Source organism: Loktanella sp. SALINAS62 (assembly GCF_018263905.1).
GTDB lineage: Bacteria > Pseudomonadota > Alphaproteobacteria > Rhodobacterales > Rhodobacteraceae > Loktanella.
Genome location: NZ_JAAFZU010000023.1, coordinates 327,020 through 344,475, shown reverse-complemented (window position 1 = coordinate 344,475; position 17,456 = coordinate 327,020). Strand labels below are relative to the sequence as shown.

The window sequence follows — 17,456 nt, the reverse complement described above, 5'->3', positions numbered from 1 at the left end:
ACGTTTGAAGATCTTGCGGTGCCTGCAACGGGCACAAAACCAAAACATGCCGAGGAAACCAACCTCTCCTGGGCACCACGATTTCCCCTAACGAATACCATCCTTTAATCGACCCTTTTTGGGTGGCTTAGCCGTACGTTTGATGCGTGCGGCACGTCCGTGCCGTGCCGCACGGTATTTCTTGCAAAACAGGCCGTGAATTTAGCCGCGATCACAGCGGGCTGATCGGCCTGTTCGTGTCGTCCGGCTGTATGTCCCGGATGAGGCACGTGAAAAATGTGCTTTGGATGGACAAGGAATTTGCATGGGCTAGCCTTGGCACAGGTTTGAAGGACTCGTCGTGGATATCAGCTGGCTCATCACCCATATCGAAATCGTTTTTATCAGCCTGCTGGTGCTGACTGCGGCCTGTTTCATGCTGCAACAGCGGCGCACGCCGCAATCCACCGTGGCGTGGCTGCTGGCGCTGATCGTGATGCCCTATGTGGCCGTCCCGATTTTTATCGCCGTCGGTTTCCGCAAGCGGCACGGCGCCGACAACAGCATCACATTTCGTGATCTAGCGGCGGGCGATCACATCGACCGCTGGGACCGTACGCTGCGGTGCTATGACCTGCCGGGTGCCGTAGGCGGGCATGATTTCACGCTACTGACGCAACCCGCGCAGGCCCGCACCGCGCTGAACGATCTGATCGCGTCGGCCGAACACCGGATCGACGCGCTGTTCTACATCGTCTCGCGCGACGACATCGGCGTCGCATTCATTGATCAACTGACCCAACGCGCGCAGGACGGTGTGAAGGTCCGGTTGCTGATGGACCGATTGGGCACGCTGATCCCACCGACGCGGGCGCTGCGCCGTTTCAAAAACGCAGGCGGCACGGTGGAATATTTCTCTCCGTTCGTGAACAGGCCGCAGCGGGGGCATCTGAACCTGCGGAACCATCGCAAGATGCTGATCGTGGATGATCGGCATGCGTTCGCCGGTGGCATGAACATTGGCGCGGATTACATCGGTGATGGCAAGGACACGTGGGTCGATCTGGGATTCACGCTGACCGGCCCTGCGGTCAAATCCTTTACCGACGTGTTCGAATCCGACTGGTCCGGCGCGGGCGGCGACCCCGCCCCGCACGATGTTAAACAGCACGACCACGGGTCCGCCGTGGTGCAACTGGCCGCATCCGGCCCCGACCTGCCGCACGACGGATTTCACGATTCACTGGTGAACGCGATCCACCGCGCCACCGACCGGGTCTGGATCGCGACGCCCTATTTCCTACCCACGGAATCCCTGTCAGAAGCGCTGGCCGTCGCCGCACGCCGCAGGGTGGATGTCCGGCTGATGTTGCCCCGCAGATCGAACCAGATGGTCGCAGATTTCGCGCGTGGCGCATATGTGCGGGAATTGCAGGCCGCCGGGGGCAAGATCCTGTTGTTCCGCGACCGCATGATGCACGCCAAGGCCGGCGTCATCGACACCAATGCCTATGTCGGGTCCGCGAATTTCGATGTGCGGTCGATGCTGCTGAATTTTGAAAACCAGCTGGTCGTCCACGATGATGCCAGTGCCACCCTGTTGGCGGACTGGTTCACCGGGCTGGTGGACCGTTGTGACGAAGGCGTCAGCGATGCGGGCACCCTGCGCCGTATTGCTGAAGGTCTGTTTCGGGTCGGGGCGCCGATGCTATGACCGATGAACCGCCCGTCCGACTGATCAGTTACAACATCCGCAAGGCGCTTGGCACCGACCGGCGGCGCGATCCCATGCGGATCGTGCGGGTCCTGTCCCACGCCAACGCCGATATTGTCCTGCTGCAAGAGGCGGATCTGCGGATGGGCCAGCGCCCCGCCGTGCTGTCGCTGAATGCGCTAGAGGATATCGGCCTGCGCCCTGCCGCGCTGGCCGTCACGGATGTCAGCATGGGATGGCATGGCAATGTCATCCTGATCCGGCCCGAATGGGCTGCCGATCAGATCGAACGGATCGTGCTGCCGGGGTTTGAACCGCGCGGTGCCGTGACCGCCGTGATTGCCACGCCACATGGCCCGTTGCGCATCATCGGCGTGCATCTGGGCCTGTTGCGCCGGTCCCGCCTGGCACAGCAGCGCGCCATTCTGGACTGGATTGCGGAACGCACCGATGTGCCGACCGTCATGGCTGGCGACCTGAACGAATGGACGCTGCACCGTGGCCTTGGCCCGTTTGCCAAAAGCCACAGCCTGCATGCGCCGGGGCGCAGTTATCACGCGCGCTGGCGTCTGGCCCCGCTGGACCGCATCGCCGCTGACCGACGGCTGGACGTGCTGGATACCGGGATGATCGACACCGTCCTGACCCGCGCCGCGTCGGACCATTTGCCCATCTATGCCGATCTGGCACCGCAAAGCCTGCGCGATGCGGCGCTGGCCCTGACCAAAAAGACTTGAGCCACAGGGCGCGGGGTCCTATCTGACACCGAACCAATCAGCGGACGGGCACACATGGCGAACCACCTTTACCAGAACGATCTGCCCGACGGGCTGGAGCTTGGCCCTGTGGTCGCAATCGACTGCGAAACCATGGGACTGAACCCGCACCGTGACCGGCTGTGCCTGATCCAGATGTCGGGCGGCGATGGCGATTGTCATCTGGTGCAGGTCGCCAAGGGGCAGACCACTGCGCCCAACCTGTGCCGGATGCTGGCCGACCCTGACGTGCTGAAGCTGTTTCATTTTGGCCGCTTCGATATCGCGGCGATGGAACATGCGTTCGGCACGCTGGCAGCCCCCGTCTATTGCACCAAGATCGCGTCCAAACTGGTGCGGACATTCACCGACCGTCACGGGCTGAAATACCTGCTACAGGATCTGGTCGGCGTCGATATTTCCAAGCAGCAGCAGCAAAGCGACTGGGGCGCCGAAACCCTGACCGATGCGCAACTGTCCTATGCGGCGTCGGACGTACTGTATCTGCACAAACTGCGCGACGCGCTGGATGAAAAGCTGGCACGCGAAGGGCGGACTGAACTGGCACAATCGTGTTTCGATTTCCTGCCGACCCGCGCAAAGCTTGATCTGGTCGGCTGGCCCGACATCGACATTTTCGCGCACTGATGTCGGGGTCCAGCGCGTTCCAATCCGTCGGCCGCAGGGTGATCGATACCGAAGCCGCGGCATTGACCGCGCTGTCGGCATCGCTGGGCGAAAGCTTTGACGCGGCTGTGGCGCTTATTCTGGCTGCCAAGGGACGTGTCATCGTATCTGGCATGGGCAAATCGGGCCACATCGCCCGCAAGATTGCGGCGACATTCGCCAGCACCGGCACGCCCGCACATTTCGTCCACCCCGCCGAAGCAAGCCACGGCGATCTGGGAATGCTGGCCAAGGGCGATGTGGTGATCGTGCTGTCCAATTCGGGCGAAACGCCAGAGCTGTCGGACATCGTGGCCTATACCCGCCGCTTTGCCATTCCGCTGATCGGGGTGGCCAGCCGCCCGGACAGCACACTGTGCCGCCAGTCCGATATCCCGCTGGTCCTGCCGCAACTGGGCGAAGCCTGCGGCACTGGCGTCGTGCCGACGATTTCCACCACCATGACGCTGGCACTGGGCGATGCACTGGCCATCGCACTGATGGAACACCGCAAGTTCACCCCGGAAAATTTCCGCGACGTTCACCCCGGCGGCAAGCTGGGCGCGCGCCTGTCAAAGGTCGCGGACCTGATGCACACGGGCGACGAACTGCCGATGGTCCGCCCCGATACCCCGATGGGCGACGTCCTGCTGACGATCAGCCAAAAAGGGTTCGGCGTCGCGGGCATCGCAACCCCGGACGGGCGGCTGGCGGGGGTGATCACCGACGGCGATTTGCGCCGCCACATGCAGGGTCTGCTGGACCACACCGCGGCAGAGGTCATGACGGCAAACCCCACGACCGTTCCTGCCGGTGCACTGGCCGAACTGGCCGTCGCCGTGATGAACGACCGCAAGATCACCTGCCTGTTCGCCCTGAACGATGCGGGCCGTATCGCGGGCATCCTTCATATCCATGACTGCCTGCGCGCTGGCGTGATCTAGTCGATGTCGCGGGACGTCAATCTTTATTCGCAGGTCGTCGGGTGGCTGAAAATCCTGCTGCCGCTGGGTGCGCTGGTGCTGCTGTCTACCCTGTTCCTGATCGCGCGTGGCGGACCCGGCGTTGACGACATTCCGTTTGCCCAGATCGACGCGGTGGCGACCGAGCAGCGGATCGGCGCGCCACGGTTCACCGGGCTGACCGATGCCGGTGATGCCGTGGAATTCAGCGCGACGCAGGCCCAACCAAGCCAAAACGCCGCCGACGTCGTAGACGTCAGCCGCCCACAGCTTGCCATGCATGCACCCGACGGCACCGCCCTGCGGCTGACGGCGGGCAAGGGCACGATGGATACCGCCGGGCAGATTGCGACGCTGACCGGGCTGGCGCGGCTTGAAATTTCGACCGGGTACACAATGGAAACCGCCGGGCTGAATGCCGACCTGACGTCCGGCACTGTCGTGTCGGATGGCGCGCTGGAAATCCGGGCACCTTTCGGTGATTTGACCGCAGGGCAGGCCAAGGTAGTGTTGGGTCAATCGTCCAACGGCGCACAGTTGCATTTCAGCGACGGTGTACGTCTGTTGTTCGTACCGCAAACCGCAGAGGACTGACGATGAAACATGTAATGACGCTTTTACTTGTCCTGCTGTGCGGTCCGCTGGCGGCACAGACCAACATCAATCTGGGCGGCATCGACGCCGATCCAAACGCCCCTGTCGAAGTCACCGCCGACAATCTGGATGTCGACCAGAACGCGGGGACAGCGGTGTTCAGCGGTAACGTCACGATCGGCCAGGGCGATCTGCGGCTGTCCGCGCCACAGGTGAACGTCACCTATGGCGCTGACAGTGGCGACATCACCCGGATGCAGGCCAGCGGCGGCGTGACATTCGTGACAGCCACCGAAGCGGCAGAAGCGCAATCCGCCGATTACGATCTGGCCGCTGGCACCCTGACCCTGACCGGCGACGTATTGCTGACGCAGGGCGCGTCAGCGCTGTCGTCGCAATCGATGGTCGTGGATCTTGAAACAGGGACGGCGCAGATGTCGGGCCGGGTCAGCACGGTGTTCCAGCAGGGCGGCAACTGATGCCGGGTCTGTCCGTGACCGACGGCGATGCGGGGCTGCGGGTGCGCAACCTGCGCAAAAGCTATCGCAAGCGTCCCGTCATCCGCGATGTCAGCCTTGATCTGGGCCGTGGAGAGGTCGTGGCGCTGCTGGGGCCGAACGGGTCGGGCAAAACGACCTGTTTTTACCTGATCGCCGGGCTGATCCGTCTGGAAGGCGGGCAGGTCACCGTGGACGGAGAAGACGTGACCACGATGCCGATGTACCGCCGTGCGAATCGCGGAATCGGTTATCTGCCGCAGGAAATGTCGATTTTTCGTGGCTTGACCGTCGAAGACAATATCCGCGCCGTGCTTGAAATCGCCGAACCAGACAAAAAGCGGCGGCGTGACAAGCTGGAAAACCTGCTGTCGGAATTTTCGATCAGTCATCTGCGCCGCGCGCCAGCCGTCGCATTGTCGGGCGGCGAACGTCGCCGCGCCGAAATCGCGCGCTGTCTGGCAGCGGGGCCGAAATATGTTCTGCTGGACGAACCCTTTGCCGGGGTCGATCCGATTGCCGTGGCGGATATCCGGGCGCTTGTGGCGGATCTGAAAACGCGGGGTATCGGTGTTCTGATCACCGATCACAACGTGCAGGAAACGCTGCAGATCGTCGATCGTGCCTATATTCTGAACGACGGCAAGGTGCTGATGTCGGGCACCGCCGAAGAAGTCGTACGCGATGAAAATGTGCGCCGTGTCTATCTGGGTCAAGGCTTCCGCGTTAACTGATGTAGCATTGACAGACCCGATTTTTCAGCGCTTCATCAAGGGAATGACGACCTTTTGTACCCCACGCGTCTTTGCACATGCCGCGTCCGTTTCGGACCGGTCAGACGCAACTTGCAGGGCGATTGCGTCATTGTTCAACGGCAACAGCGTGCTAAATTTCATGACCTGACGGTGATGTTTTCGCACGTCTGCCAAGATTAGGAAGGAGACCACCATGCGTTACCAAATCAGCGGCAAGCAGATCGACATCGGAGAAGCGCTTCAGACTCATGTCCAGACGGAATTGGGTGAAACGCTGGCTAAATATGCAGGCCGCCCGACAGAGGCAATTGTGGTGTTTTCCAAGACCGGCCATGAATTCGTGTCCGAAGCGGTGGTGCATCTGTCGACGGGCCTGACCGTGCAGGCCACGGGGCGCGATCCCGAAATCTATGCCGCCTTCGATGCATGTTGCGAAAAAATGGACAAACAACTGCGCAGATATAAACGTCGTTTAAAGGATCACCATCGCGATCGCCCCGATCCGGTTGAAATCTCTGGTGGCGGGTCGTATATCCTCGCCGCAACGGCAGACGACAGCGACGAGGCAGAGCAGTTCGACGACGCACCGGTGATCGTGGCCGAAACAGAAGCGAAGATTCCTTCGATCTCTGTTGGTGAAGCCGTGATGCAAATGGAACTGGCAAACAGTCCCGTTCTTGTGTTTCGCAACGAAAAGCAAAATCGCATTAACGTGGTTTATAGACGGGAAGACGGAAACATAGGATGGATCGATCCCCATACGCTGGGGGCCTGATGCCTCTTTTGTCCGGGGGAATGATTGATGCAACTCAGCGACATCTTGCAACAAAGCGCGATCAAGACCCTTGGCGGATGCTCTAGCAAGAAGCGGCTTTTCCATGAATTGGGCGCGCTTGCTGACCAATGCTACATGGTTGATTCAGGTCAGGTGACCGACGCATTGATCGAACGCGAAGGTCTGGGTCCGACCGGCGTTGGCCACGGCATTGCACTGCCGCATGCGCGGCTGGATGGTCTGGACGATGTGCGCGGCATTTTTCTGCGTCTGGAAAAGCCGTTGAATTTCGATTCAATCGATCGCCAACCGGTTGATCTGGTGTTCGCATTACTGGCCCCGGTTGATGCCGGGGTCGAACACCTGAAAGCACTGGCGCTGGTGTCGCGCACCCTGCGCAACCCCGATATCTGCGCCAAACTGCGGGCGAATACAGAACCCGCCACCCTGCACATGATCCTGACCGACGGAACCGCGACGCAGGCTGCCTGAACCGACTAGCGCAGAGGGCCAAATCCGAACGCTTCGTAATCCTTTGCATAGGCGTCGCGCGCGGCAGATTCGATCTGATCGTCATAGATCGTCGCCAGCCGGTCGGCATAAGGGTCGGTGACGGTCGGCACCTCTGGCATGGTGTCATGGCCGACCTGCCCTGCCAGACGCGCCAGATCGCCGCGCAACGCGTCTTCACGCACGATGACATCGGGCAGACCGAAATCCGCCATTGCCTGCAACAGACCAAGCTGTGACGCCCATGCGGCATCCGTCCGGACCGCCGTTTGCGCCGACAGATTGTTGCGCAGAAATTTCAGAAACGCGATGAACGCCAGCCGGTGTGCGGCCATGTCATAGACGCTGTCCGTTTCCGGCACCGGTCCACCGTCAGGCACATCGACGCCGTGCACCTTGCGCAGGGTTCCGCGGATTTCGGTGAAACTGCCACGACCATTGAACACGATCCGGTCGCAAAACGCCGCATGCGCCCAGATCACCGGATGGCGCACTACCGAAAACTTGCGATGCCTGGGGTTATTGCGCTGCCAGTCGCGCAGGGTTTTCTGGCTGAACGATGTCAGCAATTGATCGGTCGGCACCTTGTCCAGCCGCGCCATCCAATCGGACATGGCCGCCGTTGGCCCCGATTTCAGCGGCATGTAAAGCAGTGCGCTTTGCGCGGCCCCGATATAGGTCGGGATCATCGGCCCACGGCGCGGTTCAAAATTGGGCGTCCGCGTCAGATTGAACCGGTCCAGTCGTGCCAAGGCCGTTTCCATCGCGTCAAAGTTTTCGACCTTGTCAGCCATCGGCATGGGGTTTTGCTTTTTCAGCTTCTTGTTGATCCCTGTGATATGGTCATCCACACCCAGCCACAGCGCCAGACCGTTCATGACCTCGACGTCGTGCAGGTCTTCGTAGGCGACATAGAACGCGGTCTGTCCGGTCCGTTGCAGCGTGTTCATCAGCCTGACCTGAAACGCCTGAAGCCCGGCCAGATGCGTTTCGAATTCCGCCGCATTGAACCGGACCTTGCTGGTCTTGGCGTGGGTCGCGTTGGTCAGTTTCCATTGGCCCGTGGCCGTTGCGATTTTCCAGCTGATATAGCTGTCAGCCGGATTACGGGTCAGGATGATTTTTGCACAGCGCGGGTCGGTCAGCGCGATATCCAACACGCGCGGGTCATGGTCGTTAAAGAACCGAAACCCGTTCAGCTCGGGTGCCGCGATCACAGCATCGATCAGGCGCTGCGGGTCGGTTTCGCGGTCCCGCTGGGTCACGCCCAACACATCGTCACTGTCGGGATATCCGATGAAATGAGGATTGAACGCTTCACCCAGGCAGGAAATGCCGTCAAAACTGTTCAGGTTCGCTTCTAGAAAATTAGAGCCCGTGCGCATTTCCGCAAACAGGATGAAGTAATCGAATTTTGACAAATCATTTCACCAGATAGGGTTTGCGAGGCTTTGGCGATTGGTTCAGCGGTGCAGCCTCTACCGGGAAATCACCCATCAGATAGGGGTGCATCCCTTGGTTTTTCAGGTTTTGCAGAAATTGGCCAAAGCCTGTCAAATCATGCATGCGCGGTGCTTCGGTCAGGCGGCGGGTGGTTTTTCCGGTCATTTCATCGACGATCATCTGTAGCGATTCCATCGGATTTTCGATGAATTCAGCCATTGTCCAAACGCGCACGCGCGCCTTTGTCCAAGGGGATCGCAGGACGCTCAGGTGGTCGTTTTCAATCTTTTGCAGGCGCGCCGCTTCATGCCGCAGTTCGGCAAAATTGCGATTCGACTGAAACAGGGGCACGGCCCATGCGCCAGAGATGACGGACACCTGCGCATTGCCGTCCTTGGCCAGCATCCAGTTGATGTTCTGGCTATCGCCGGGCCCGAATTGGAACGCCTGCCGTTCGCCACGGGTGTTCCAGATCAGATTGGTCAGAAACATTTGCGGACTGTGGTCACGCATCGGGGCACTGTCGGACAGCGCGCCGTTGAAACAGGTCTGCCGCCCGTCAAATTCAACACGGTCCGGCGCATACAGATGCCCATGCACCCGCGCGCCAGAAATTTTGGCCAGCCACGGTTCAAAGTTGTCAAAAAGCTCGGTGAAGCCCTGAAAGACGGAATAGGGCGACGCGGTGATGCCGTTTTCCCAATCCTGATTGGGCCACCTGCTTTGCATATAAAGCCCACGACGGCCCTGCGTGCGGCGTTCCACAGCCTTTGCGAAAATGCGGTCGATCTTGGCGGGGTTGGGTTCCGCGCCTTTCATGGATGCCGCGTCGTCGGACAAAAATACCTGATAAAGACGATCTGCAAAGGGCCAGATCTTGCGCGCGACAAAGCAGTCCGACCGCCGCAGCAATTGCAGGTGATCGTCATAAAAGATGTGCGGCTTACCCTGAAAATCGAATTTTGACAGCGTCAGCGACCGGCTTTCGATGTTGAACGAATAGCTGCGCGCAAGGGTCTGGAAATAGCTTTCGTCCGGAATCCAGACCTTGCGGAAATATTTGTCATAAACCGGGCGATCCGGGTCTTGCAGGATTGCGGACAGGGTCTGCCGGGTCAGGCACCACCACTGTGACCCCATGTGCGGCACAAGCCCGTCGGGTATCCTGCGACGGATGCCAAACATGCGCTGAAATGCGACGTATTTATCGAACATGTAACGGTTCGTCCGCCACGAAAACGGGAATCGCAGGGTGAACCGTTCCTGATCCAGCCCCCCCACCGTCCAGGGCACGTCTGCGGTCGTCGCGCTTTCGATGAAATCGGTGCGGGGGCGGCTGTCAAGATAACGGCGCAGCTCGCGCACAGGGCGCAACGGCATGCAGACCCCGGACGCCAGATAGACATGGCGCACATCGGGATAACTGGCCAGCATCACCTCTGCTGCGGATTGGGTGCCGGCGACGATACCCCAGGTGCCCCATTCGCAGCGGTGCCGTTTGCAAAACTTGATGATACCGACATCCGCCAAGGCGGACTTGAACGCCTGAAATGTCTGATCGGGCACGTTTTTATCGACGTGGATGACAACCGGGCAGCCGCCCTTGACCCAATGGCGCGCGATCTGTTCGGCACGGTCGAATGCCGTATGCACCAACATGATGATGCCAAGGGTCATGCCCAGTTCCCTTTGGACATGATTCCCAGAATTTCCAGCTGACGCCAGTTGATGTAACGCTCCGACCACGGGCACCACAGATCAGGCGAATCGTCCTGCGCATAGGCGCGGTATTCGTGGCTGTTGGCGTAGTGCTGTTTGCGCTCCATCTCCTCTTTGGCCTTGTCGGAAAAGGACGACAGGAATTTCGTGTGCAACAGCGCGCCACTGGCTTTTTCGCCACCCCATTCGTCGTAAACAAGGTTCAACCCGCGCGGCAGCAGCATATGCGTGGAACTGACATAGGCATAGCGCCGGTTCCATTTGACCAGCGGCACCTTGTTCAGCGCGGGCGCGCGTTCGGGTTCGCCGGCAAAAAACGTGCGCGATCGCGGACCACCCTGAATCCACAAATTCGCGAAATTCGGGTTGCGGTTGATCGTGTAATTGCCGCTGTCGAACCATTCCGCGATCTGCAATGGATCGGTGCCACGCTGATAGGGCACATCGTTGATACGCCCCTTGGGGTACATATCCAGCAGCATCGCGCCAAAGGATTTGATCGACGACGCATCCAGCCAGTCTGTCAGGGCGCGCAACGGTCGGGTATCGCAGAACGGATAAACCAGCAATTCGTCCGGATCGACCACAAGCGTCCAGTGCCCGTGACCATACCGGCTTTGCAGCCAGTTCAGCCAATCCACACCGAAACGCGCGCGTTTGTAGCTGCCTTGCGCCAGAAAAAGCGTGACGTCCGGCTGTTCCTTCAAAAAGGCGCCGCCGCCATCTGTGCTTTGGTTATCGACCATGATGAAATGATTGACGCCAAGCTTGCGATAGTAATCCAGAAAATAGGGTAGCCGGATGTCTTCGTTGCGGAACGTGGAAAAGACGAGGATATCATTGGGTTTGATCTGTGCAGTGCGGTTGACCACGGCCGTTAGCTGCCGCCGCTTGCGAAAAGCGCGGACAAGCCAGCGCTGACGCTGCACCCTTAGCCGGTAAGACCGCCAGACGCCCACCGATTTCCTTTCCTCAATCCGACCTGCTCAATCGTCAACCAATGCGGTTAACATCTTATCAAAATGTGCGTCCCATGTGGGGACATCGCGTTGTTCATTGCGGCTGTACGGGCTGTGCCGCACCAACGTCTTTATTTCAATTTCCCAATTATAGCGATCAGTGTGCTTCAGGTAAACGGGCCAGTCTTTCATCACTTCGCGGCAGGCTGGCAAATCGGCACATATGACGGGCACGCCCAAAGCAGCCGCTTCGATCGGGGGCAGACCGTATCCTTCGGCCATCGACGGAAACAACAAACCCTGCGATCCCTGCAACAGGGCCGCGATGGCACCGTCGGACAAATCGTTCGCTTCGGTGACGTGGGGGATACCGGCATCCAGCCGCGCGAAAACATCATGGTTCAGCCAGCCCCGCCGTCCACAGATCAGCAATTCCGGCGCGCCGCTGCCCAAGTCATCCCAGATATCCAGCAGCATGGCGTGATTTTTACGCGGCTCAATGGTGCCGACCGTCATGAAATAGGGTCGTAGTGGCATCAGACCCGGTGGGATTTCTTCGGGGGCCGGCACCGGGGGTTCAACGCCAAGCGGCGCGACCACGATATTCGGTCCGCAAGCGGTGCGGCACGTATGCCGCAGCAGATCGGCAGCGCAGGCGTCGGTCGAACAGATCAGCACGTCCGCGTGATTGACCGACGCGGTCAGCAGTTTGCGAAAACGCGGCACTGTCCCCGCGCGCTGTTGCGCAGGAAAATCCAGCGGGATCGTATCGTGGATCAGCACGGCTATCCGTGCGCCGGGATGGCTGGAAATGGTGCGCAACAGCGCCGCTGACAGGTTGCTATGGCCCACATTGAAATAGGTCATCGGCCCCGGCACCCGCCGTAGCATCCGCGCCAACCCGCGCGGCCTGCACCGCCCGACTGCGCGCCAACGTACGAACGTCTGTCCGCGCCGCGCCGCCGGTGACAGGTTCCGGTTCAGGCGCGACAACACGTCAGGCAGGTCAAACCGTCGACTGCGCCAAGCTGCGGCAAACGCTTCCAACCCCGTACGGTCCAGCAAAACCAGCCCCAGCGCCGTGCGCGACAGGCCAAAGACATTGATCGACGTGTCCCGCAGGAACCAGTCCAGATAGGCCAGTTCAACACGGTCAACGCCCGTCGGCATCAAGCCAGCACGCGATACCAGACGGGAAATGTCCAGTAGGCGGGTCCGGGGTACATCAGCCCTTTGCAACGATCTCGTTCAGGTACTTGCGGAAACCTTCGCCCAGTTCCGGGTTGGCCAGCGCAAAGGCTACCGTTGCTTCCAGATAGCCCGCTTTGGACCCGCAATCGTAGCGTTTGCCTTCGAAACGGTAGCCGAACACGTCACGATCCTGTCGGATTTCAGCGGCAATCGCGTCGGTCAACTGCACCTCGTTGCCCGATCCACGTCCGATGTGGTTCAGGTTCGACATGACGTCGGGCGTCAGGATGTAACGCCCGATCACGGCCAGATTGGACGGTGCGGTGCCCGGCGCAGGTTTTTCGACCATGCCGCGCGCGCGCACCAGCCGGTTCTGGCCTTGATCCGCATCGGTTTCCGCAACGTCCAGAATACCATAGGATTTCGTCTGCTCGGGTGCGACTTCCATCGTGGCCACCATCGAGCCGCCGCAGTCCTCGTAGGCGTCGACCATCTGCGCCAGACAGGATTTTTCGCTTGCGATCACATCGTCGGGCAACATGACGGCAAAGGGTTCATTGCCGATCAGACGGCGGGCACACCAGACGGCATGGCCCAGCCCCATTGCCTTGTGCTGGCGAATGTAGGCGATTGCCCCGCTTTCCATATTGGTGGATTTCAGGGTTTCAAGCAGTTCGGTCTTGCCGTCCTTACGCAGGCGATTTTCCAGTTCCGGTGCGTTGTCGAAATAATCCTCCAGCGCATTCTTGCCGCGCGCGGTGACAAAGATGAATTCCTTGATCCCGGCTTCACGCGCTTCGTCGATGGCGTATTGCACCAGTGGCCGATCCACCAAAGTCATGATTTCTTTCGGCACAGCCTTGGTCGCGGGCAGAAAACGTGTGCCCATCCCTGCGACTGGAAAGATGGCTTTGGAAACTTTTCTGCGCATGTTGGCCTCACGTTCAAAACATTTTCAAATTGGATATGCGTGTAGGCGAGTGCTGCAACAAATCCAAGACAGGATGGCATTTCACATATGCCCATCCGGTGGGTGAGGGATACGTAGCTTGGCGATCCTTTGTTCCTCTTGTATGGCGCGGCCTTCGGCGGTGATCAGCCGAAACAGCGGTCCATCACGATCGGCGCGCCCAAATTGACCGCCCGATTGTTCCCAAAACCCGGCATCGGTGAACCGCACCCGGTGAAACAGTGTCGAATAGGAAAATAGGTAAAGCGTCACGATGGACCCGGCCTGCACGTCGGCGCGAGCCTGGGCACGCAGGGCACGGGCCTGCCAGAACCGACCGCGCAAAACGACATGGGGGCGCACGCGCGTTGGAAAATCAACGCGGGGCGCGGCCATGGCGGCGATCTGCGACTGTCCTGCCTGCCGGGTCAGCCCATCGGTCCATCCAGCGTCAAACGTGGCCAACAAGCGCCCGACATCACCGGGCATGATCCGGCCAGCGACCATGTGGTTCAGCAATCTGCGGCGCTGCGCCCTGCGGTGCATCGTCGGTGACGGGGTGCGGGTTGGCCCGTGTTTGCGCAAAAACACCGCAAGGCTTGCGCCGATCTCAAACAGACTGCGCGGCACGCGGTCATGCGTCCGCCGCGCGCTGGGGGCATATCCGTGATGAACCTGCGCCATTGGGACTAGCGCCGTCACCGCGCCCAGCGCGGCCAGCCGCATGTTCAGATCAGTTTCATCAAGGTAGAACGCAAAGGATTCGTCAAAGCCGCCCAGTTGCAGCAGCACATCCCGGCGGACCGCCATATTGGTGCCTTCGGTCTTGACCGCACGGCCCGCAGCGCCTGCGACGCGCAATGGTGCATCTCCATCAACCGGCAGATCGGCGGTCTGGGCATCACCGAACACCATCCGCCCGCGCCATTGAAAGCTGATCCCGTTGCGCCCGCGCACAAAACCGCCAGCCGCCTGCACTGCATCGTCGGCAAAGGGCGCGATCAGATGCGACAGCCAGCGCGGTTCTGGCACGGCGTCGTCATCGATAAACGCGACCACGTCGCCGGTCGCCTGTGCGACACCCAGATTGCGCGCGGCAGAGATATTGGGCACATCGCAGGGGATCAGCCTGACGACATCACCCAGCCCGGCGCGCGCAATCGCGGGTGTGGACCCCGCGTCTGCGACCACGATGATTTCGACATGGGGATAATCGATCTGCGACAGCCCGGTCAGGCAACGAAACAGCGCATCGGGTCGGTTTTGACTGACGACAACGACGCTGGCGGTCAGCATTCAGTCCAGACCCATCTTTTGCAGCATCGCTTCGATCCGGGGCACGTCCTGGGGGTTGTTCAGCTCCCAGAATTCACGACCGCGCGCTTCGACGCTGACGCACAGCACGCGTTGCGCCTGTTCCAGGAACCGGAGCTGTTCCAGACCTTCAAGCTGTTCAAGCGGACCCACAGGCCACGTGGTATAGGCGCGCAAGGCGTCAGGGCGGTAGGCATAGACACCGACATGGTGCCACACCGGGGTCATCGCATCGTCGGCATAGGTTTCGCCGCGATAGGGAATGACCTCTTTGGAAAAATAAAGCGCGTTCATCGCAGCCCCGAACACAGCCGTCGTGCCGCCGACACGGCCCGCCTGACGATCTTCCAGAAAACCGCGCAGGGCAGCGCCTTCGGTCTGCAAAACGGGGGTGGCGACCATTGCGTCGGGATCCGCGCGCAGACCGTTTACCAGATCCTCGACGAACCAGGCGGGAGTCAGGGGGGCGTCGCCCTGCAGGTTCACAATGATGTCGGGGGTCGGTCCATCCAGCACATCCAGCGCAGCCGCACAGCGGGCCGTGCCGTTTTCACAGGATGCGGGGGTCATCACGACCTCTGCCCCGAATGCCTGTGCGGCGTCGCGGATACGGTCGTCGTCGGTGGCGACCACCACCCGGTCCACCCCGGTCACCGACATGGCGGCATCCCAGCTGCGGCGGATCAGGCTACGGGCCTGCCCGGATGCCCCGCGTAAATCAACCAGCGGCTTACCCGGATACCGGGTAGAGGCATAGCGCGCCGGAATGACGATCACGACGCTCATTGCGTCAGCAATTCGACGTCGGGCGCGCAGGCGATAAAGAACGGATTGGCAAACCCAGCCTTGCCATAACGCAGCGGCTGGTGATCGTCGAAACGCACGACACGCCCGCCCGCACCGTTCAGCACGGCATGGCCCGCGGCGGTATCCCATTCCATCGTGCGGCCCAGTCGCGGATAAAGATCCGCCTCTCCGGTGGCGATCAGGCAGAATTTCAGCGACGAACCCGCCGATTTCATATCCTTGACCATATACAGATCGATGTAATCATCGGTTGCCTGATCACGGTGCGATTTCGACGCCACAACCATCAGCGCATTGTTGTCGGGACGCGAGACCCGGATCGGTTCGGCGTCTGTGACCGTATCCTTGTCGAATGGTCCCGATTCCTCGACCGAGGTGCCATCGGCTTGCGTGTAGAACATGCGCTGTTTCGCGGGGGCATAGACCACGCCGCGCACCGGTTCGCCGTCGACGACATAGGCGATGTTCACGGTGAAATCGCCGCGCCGCTTGATAAATTCCTTGGTGCCGTCCAGCGGGTCCACGATCAGAAACGTGCTGGCCGTTTCGCCATGGGTTTTCGATTGTTCTTCTGTCACCAGCGCCACGTCGGGAAAGGCCGCGCGCAGGCCCACACTGATAATCGCATCGGCGGCTTCGTCGGCGGCCGTGACCGGGCTGTCGTCGGATTTGGACCGGACGTCGAAATCGGGGCTGTCATAGATTTCCATGATCCTGTCGCCCGCTTCTAGCGAGAGGCGGCGCATCACGTCGGTCAGTTTGTCAAAATCCATGGTCATACTTTTTTCGCAATCCTGAGGCACACATTGAATTGATTGATGAACGATGTTGCGGCCCTTATGCTGCGACCCAGCACAGACGGCAAGAATTTCGTCGCACGACACCGTTAGGCAGGCACATGTTCCGACCCACACTTCAACGCACGCGGACCAGGACGGTCTTTGGCATGATGGAATTGATCTATCACAGCGCCGTCCGTGACATCCGCAAAAGCCATCGCAACGCGTTGCTGGGTCTCATGTTGAACATATTCCAGACGCTGCTGTTTGTCCTAAGCTTTTATGCCATGTTCATGCTGCTGGGTATGCGCGGGGCCGCCGTGCGCGGCGATTTCCTGCTGTATATCATGTCGGGCATCTTTCTTTACATGTGCCATACCAAGGCGATGGGCGCGATTGTCCAGTCCGAAGGGCCGGCAAGTGCGATGATGCAGCACGCGCCGATGAATACCGTCATTGCGATCTGTGCCGCCGCCCTGTCATCGCTTTACCTGCAAATCCTGTCGATCCTCGTGGTGCTGTTTTTTTACCACGTGATCTTTACCCCGGTGTATATCCACGACCCCATCGGCGCACTGGGCATGATCATCCTGTCGTGGTTTTCCGGCTGCGCGGTGGGCACGATTTTTCTGGCAATCAAACCGTGGCTGCCCGAATTCGCCAAAATCGGCAGTTCGATTTATGGCCGGGTCAACATGATCGCCAGCGGCAAGATGTTCGTTGCCAATGCACTGCCCGCCACCATGCTGGCGATGTTCGACTGGAACCCGCTGTTTCACTGCATTGACCAGATGCGCGGCTATGTGTTCGAGAACTATCACCCCTACAACAGCAACATCAGCTATCCGATCAAGGTGGCGATTGTCCTGGTGGTATTGGGCCTGCTGGGTGAATTCTACACCCGACGTCATGCCTCTGCATCGTGGAACGCGGCGCGCTGATCTTTTGGCAGCTTTGGCTGTCGCTGAAAATATCCCGGCAAAGATTCTGCGCCGTTCTGTCGCGCATCCCGGTTGCAGGCCCTGAAACCCCTTCCTATATACGGCCAGTCGGCGTCACGGGCAAAGCCCTGCGCCAGAAACATAAAC

The 17,456-nt window shown here is 60.1% G+C and carries 18 protein-coding genes; 10 read left to right on the top strand and 8 right to left on the bottom strand.

The window, feature by feature from the left end; translation table 11 throughout:
- The first annotated feature begins 340 nt into the window (after positions 1-340).
- From GZH79_RS09205 to GZH79_RS09165, 9 genes are all read left to right on the top strand, one after another.
- Entirely contained in the window at positions 341-1,693 is a 1,353-nt protein-coding gene (locus tag GZH79_RS09205; RefSeq protein ID WP_349291179.1) for a phospholipase D-like domain-containing protein, read from the top strand.
- Positions 1,690-2,430 carry an endonuclease/exonuclease/phosphatase family protein gene (locus GZH79_RS09200; protein ID WP_211643482.1) on the top strand — a complete coding sequence of 247 codons (741 nt, stop codon included), beginning with the start codon at positions 1,690-1,692 and terminating at the stop codon, positions 2,428-2,430. The genes GZH79_RS09205 and GZH79_RS09200 overlap by 4 nt, the downstream gene beginning before the upstream one ends.
- A gap of 54 nt (positions 2,431-2,484) precedes the next feature.
- On the top strand, positions 2,485-3,096 hold the full coding sequence (locus GZH79_RS09195; RefSeq protein WP_211643481.1) for a ribonuclease D: 612 nt from the start codon (positions 2,485-2,487) through the stop codon (positions 3,094-3,096).
- Positions 3,096-4,058, top strand: a complete 963-nt coding sequence (locus GZH79_RS09190; RefSeq protein ID WP_211643480.1) for a KpsF/GutQ family sugar-phosphate isomerase — start codon at positions 3,096-3,098, stop codon at positions 4,056-4,058. Before GZH79_RS09195 ends, GZH79_RS09190 begins: the two co-directional genes overlap by 1 nt.
- Positions 4,059-4,061: 3 nt before the next feature.
- On the top strand, positions 4,062-4,670 hold the full coding sequence (locus tag GZH79_RS09185) for a hypothetical protein (protein WP_211643479.1): 609 nt from the start codon (positions 4,062-4,064) through the stop codon (positions 4,668-4,670).
- 2 nt (positions 4,671-4,672) lie between these two features.
- Positions 4,673-5,149, top strand: coding sequence for a lipopolysaccharide transport periplasmic protein LptA (gene lptA / locus GZH79_RS09180; protein ID WP_211643478.1), 477 nt, complete (start codon positions 4,673-4,675; stop codon positions 5,147-5,149).
- Positions 5,149-5,901 (top strand): LPS export ABC transporter ATP-binding protein, encoded by a 753-nt coding sequence (gene lptB, locus GZH79_RS09175; protein ID WP_211643477.1) that lies wholly within the window; start codon positions 5,149-5,151, stop codon positions 5,899-5,901. The genes lptA and lptB overlap by 1 nt, the downstream gene beginning before the upstream one ends.
- A 214-nt stretch (positions 5,902-6,115) precedes the next feature.
- Positions 6,116-6,697: a ribosome-associated translation inhibitor RaiA gene (gene raiA, locus GZH79_RS09170; protein WP_211643476.1), complete on the top strand. Its 582-nt coding sequence runs from the start codon at positions 6,116-6,118 to the stop codon at positions 6,695-6,697.
- Between the two features lie 27 nt (positions 6,698-6,724).
- Entirely contained in the window at positions 6,725-7,189 is a 465-nt protein-coding gene (locus tag GZH79_RS09165) for a PTS sugar transporter subunit IIA (protein ID WP_211643475.1), read from the top strand.
- 5 nt (positions 7,190-7,194) lie between these two features.
- Here GZH79_RS09165 and GZH79_RS09160 read toward each other — a convergent pair whose 3' ends face one another.
- From GZH79_RS09160 to cysQ, 8 genes are all read right to left on the bottom strand, one after another.
- Positions 7,195-8,628, bottom strand: coding sequence for a nodulation protein NodH (locus tag GZH79_RS09160; RefSeq protein ID WP_211643474.1), 1,434 nt, complete (start codon positions 8,626-8,628; stop codon positions 7,195-7,197).
- A 1-nt stretch (position 8,629) separates the two neighbouring features.
- Positions 8,630-10,327, bottom strand: a complete 1,698-nt coding sequence (locus tag GZH79_RS09155) for a beta-1,6-N-acetylglucosaminyltransferase (protein ID WP_211643473.1) — start codon at positions 10,325-10,327, stop codon at positions 8,630-8,632.
- Positions 10,324-11,328: a glycosyltransferase family 2 protein gene (locus GZH79_RS09150; protein ID WP_211643472.1), complete on the bottom strand. Its 1,005-nt coding sequence runs from the start codon at positions 11,326-11,328 to the stop codon at positions 10,324-10,326. The genes GZH79_RS09155 and GZH79_RS09150 overlap by 4 nt, the downstream gene beginning before the upstream one ends.
- 27 nt (positions 11,329-11,355) lie before the next feature.
- Positions 11,356-12,498 carry a glycosyltransferase gene (locus GZH79_RS09145; protein WP_211643471.1) on the bottom strand — a complete coding sequence of 381 codons (1,143 nt, stop codon included), beginning with the start codon at positions 12,496-12,498 and terminating at the stop codon, positions 11,356-11,358.
- 55 nt (positions 12,499-12,553) lie between these two features.
- Complete coding sequence (gene galU, locus GZH79_RS09140; protein WP_211643470.1) at positions 12,554-13,450, bottom strand: UTP--glucose-1-phosphate uridylyltransferase GalU; 897 nt, start codon at positions 13,448-13,450, stop codon at positions 12,554-12,556.
- An 81-nt stretch (positions 13,451-13,531) separates the two neighbouring features.
- Positions 13,532-14,764 carry a glycosyltransferase gene (locus GZH79_RS09135; RefSeq protein ID WP_211643469.1) on the bottom strand — a complete coding sequence of 411 codons (1,233 nt, stop codon included), beginning with the start codon at positions 14,762-14,764 and terminating at the stop codon, positions 13,532-13,534.
- Positions 14,765-15,568: a manno-octulosonate cytidylyltransferase gene (locus GZH79_RS09130; RefSeq protein WP_211643468.1), complete on the bottom strand. Its 804-nt coding sequence runs from the start codon at positions 15,566-15,568 to the stop codon at positions 14,765-14,767.
- The gene (cysQ, locus tag GZH79_RS09125) at positions 15,565-16,362 is read right to left on the bottom strand and encodes a 3'(2'),5'-bisphosphate nucleotidase CysQ (protein WP_211643467.1); all 798 of its coding nucleotides are present in this window, start codon (positions 16,360-16,362) and stop codon (positions 15,565-15,567) included. Before cysQ ends, GZH79_RS09130 begins: the two co-directional genes overlap by 4 nt.
- Before the next feature lie 125 nt (positions 16,363-16,487).
- On the opposite strand from cysQ, the gene GZH79_RS09120 reads away from it, so the two are divergent.
- Positions 16,488-17,309 (top strand): ABC transporter permease, encoded by an 822-nt coding sequence (locus tag GZH79_RS09120; RefSeq protein ID WP_211643466.1) that lies wholly within the window; start codon positions 16,488-16,490, stop codon positions 17,307-17,309.
- The last annotated feature ends 147 nt before the right edge of the window (positions 17,310-17,456 follow it).

What these genes read in the sequence shown, in the direction of transcription:
- GZH79_RS09165 (WP_211643475.1), top strand. Translation starts at nt 6,725, where the DNA reads ATGCAACTCAGCGACATCTTGCAACAAAGCGCGATCAAGACCCTTGGC.
- lptB (WP_211643477.1), top strand. Translation starts at nt 5,149, where the DNA reads ATGCCGGGTCTGTCCGTGACCGACGGCGATGCGGGGCTGCGGGTGCGC.
- galU (WP_211643470.1), bottom strand. Translation starts at nt 13,450, where the DNA reads ATGCGCAGAAAAGTTTCCAAAGCCATCTTTCCAGTCGCAGGGATGGGC.
- raiA (WP_211643476.1), top strand. Translation starts at nt 6,116, where the DNA reads ATGCGTTACCAAATCAGCGGCAAGCAGATCGACATCGGAGAAGCGCTT.
- GZH79_RS09185 (WP_211643479.1), top strand. Translation starts at nt 4,062, where the DNA reads ATGTCGCGGGACGTCAATCTTTATTCGCAGGTCGTCGGGTGGCTGAAA.
- cysQ (WP_211643467.1), bottom strand. Translation starts at nt 16,362, where the DNA reads ATGGATTTTGACAAACTGACCGACGTGATGCGCCGCCTCTCGCTAGAA.
- GZH79_RS09135 (WP_211643469.1), bottom strand. Translation starts at nt 14,764, where the DNA reads ATGCTGACCGCCAGCGTCGTTGTCGTCAGTCAAAACCGACCCGATGCG.
- GZH79_RS09155 (WP_211643473.1), bottom strand. Translation starts at nt 10,327, where the DNA reads ATGACCCTTGGCATCATCATGTTGGTGCATACGGCATTCGACCGTGCC.
- GZH79_RS09120 (WP_211643466.1), top strand. Translation starts at nt 16,488, where the DNA reads ATGTTCCGACCCACACTTCAACGCACGCGGACCAGGACGGTCTTTGGC.
- lptA (WP_211643478.1), top strand. Translation starts at nt 4,673, where the DNA reads ATGAAACATGTAATGACGCTTTTACTTGTCCTGCTGTGCGGTCCGCTG.
- GZH79_RS09190 (WP_211643480.1), top strand. Translation starts at nt 3,096, where the DNA reads ATGTCGGGGTCCAGCGCGTTCCAATCCGTCGGCCGCAGGGTGATCGAT.
- GZH79_RS09145 (WP_211643471.1), bottom strand. Translation starts at nt 12,498, where the DNA reads ATGCCGACGGGCGTTGACCGTGTTGAACTGGCCTATCTGGACTGGTTC.
- GZH79_RS09130 (WP_211643468.1), bottom strand. Translation starts at nt 15,568, where the DNA reads ATGAGCGTCGTGATCGTCATTCCGGCGCGCTATGCCTCTACCCGGTAT.
- GZH79_RS09200 (WP_211643482.1), top strand. Translation starts at nt 1,690, where the DNA reads ATGACCGATGAACCGCCCGTCCGACTGATCAGTTACAACATCCGCAAG.
- GZH79_RS09195 (WP_211643481.1), top strand. Translation starts at nt 2,485, where the DNA reads ATGGCGAACCACCTTTACCAGAACGATCTGCCCGACGGGCTGGAGCTT.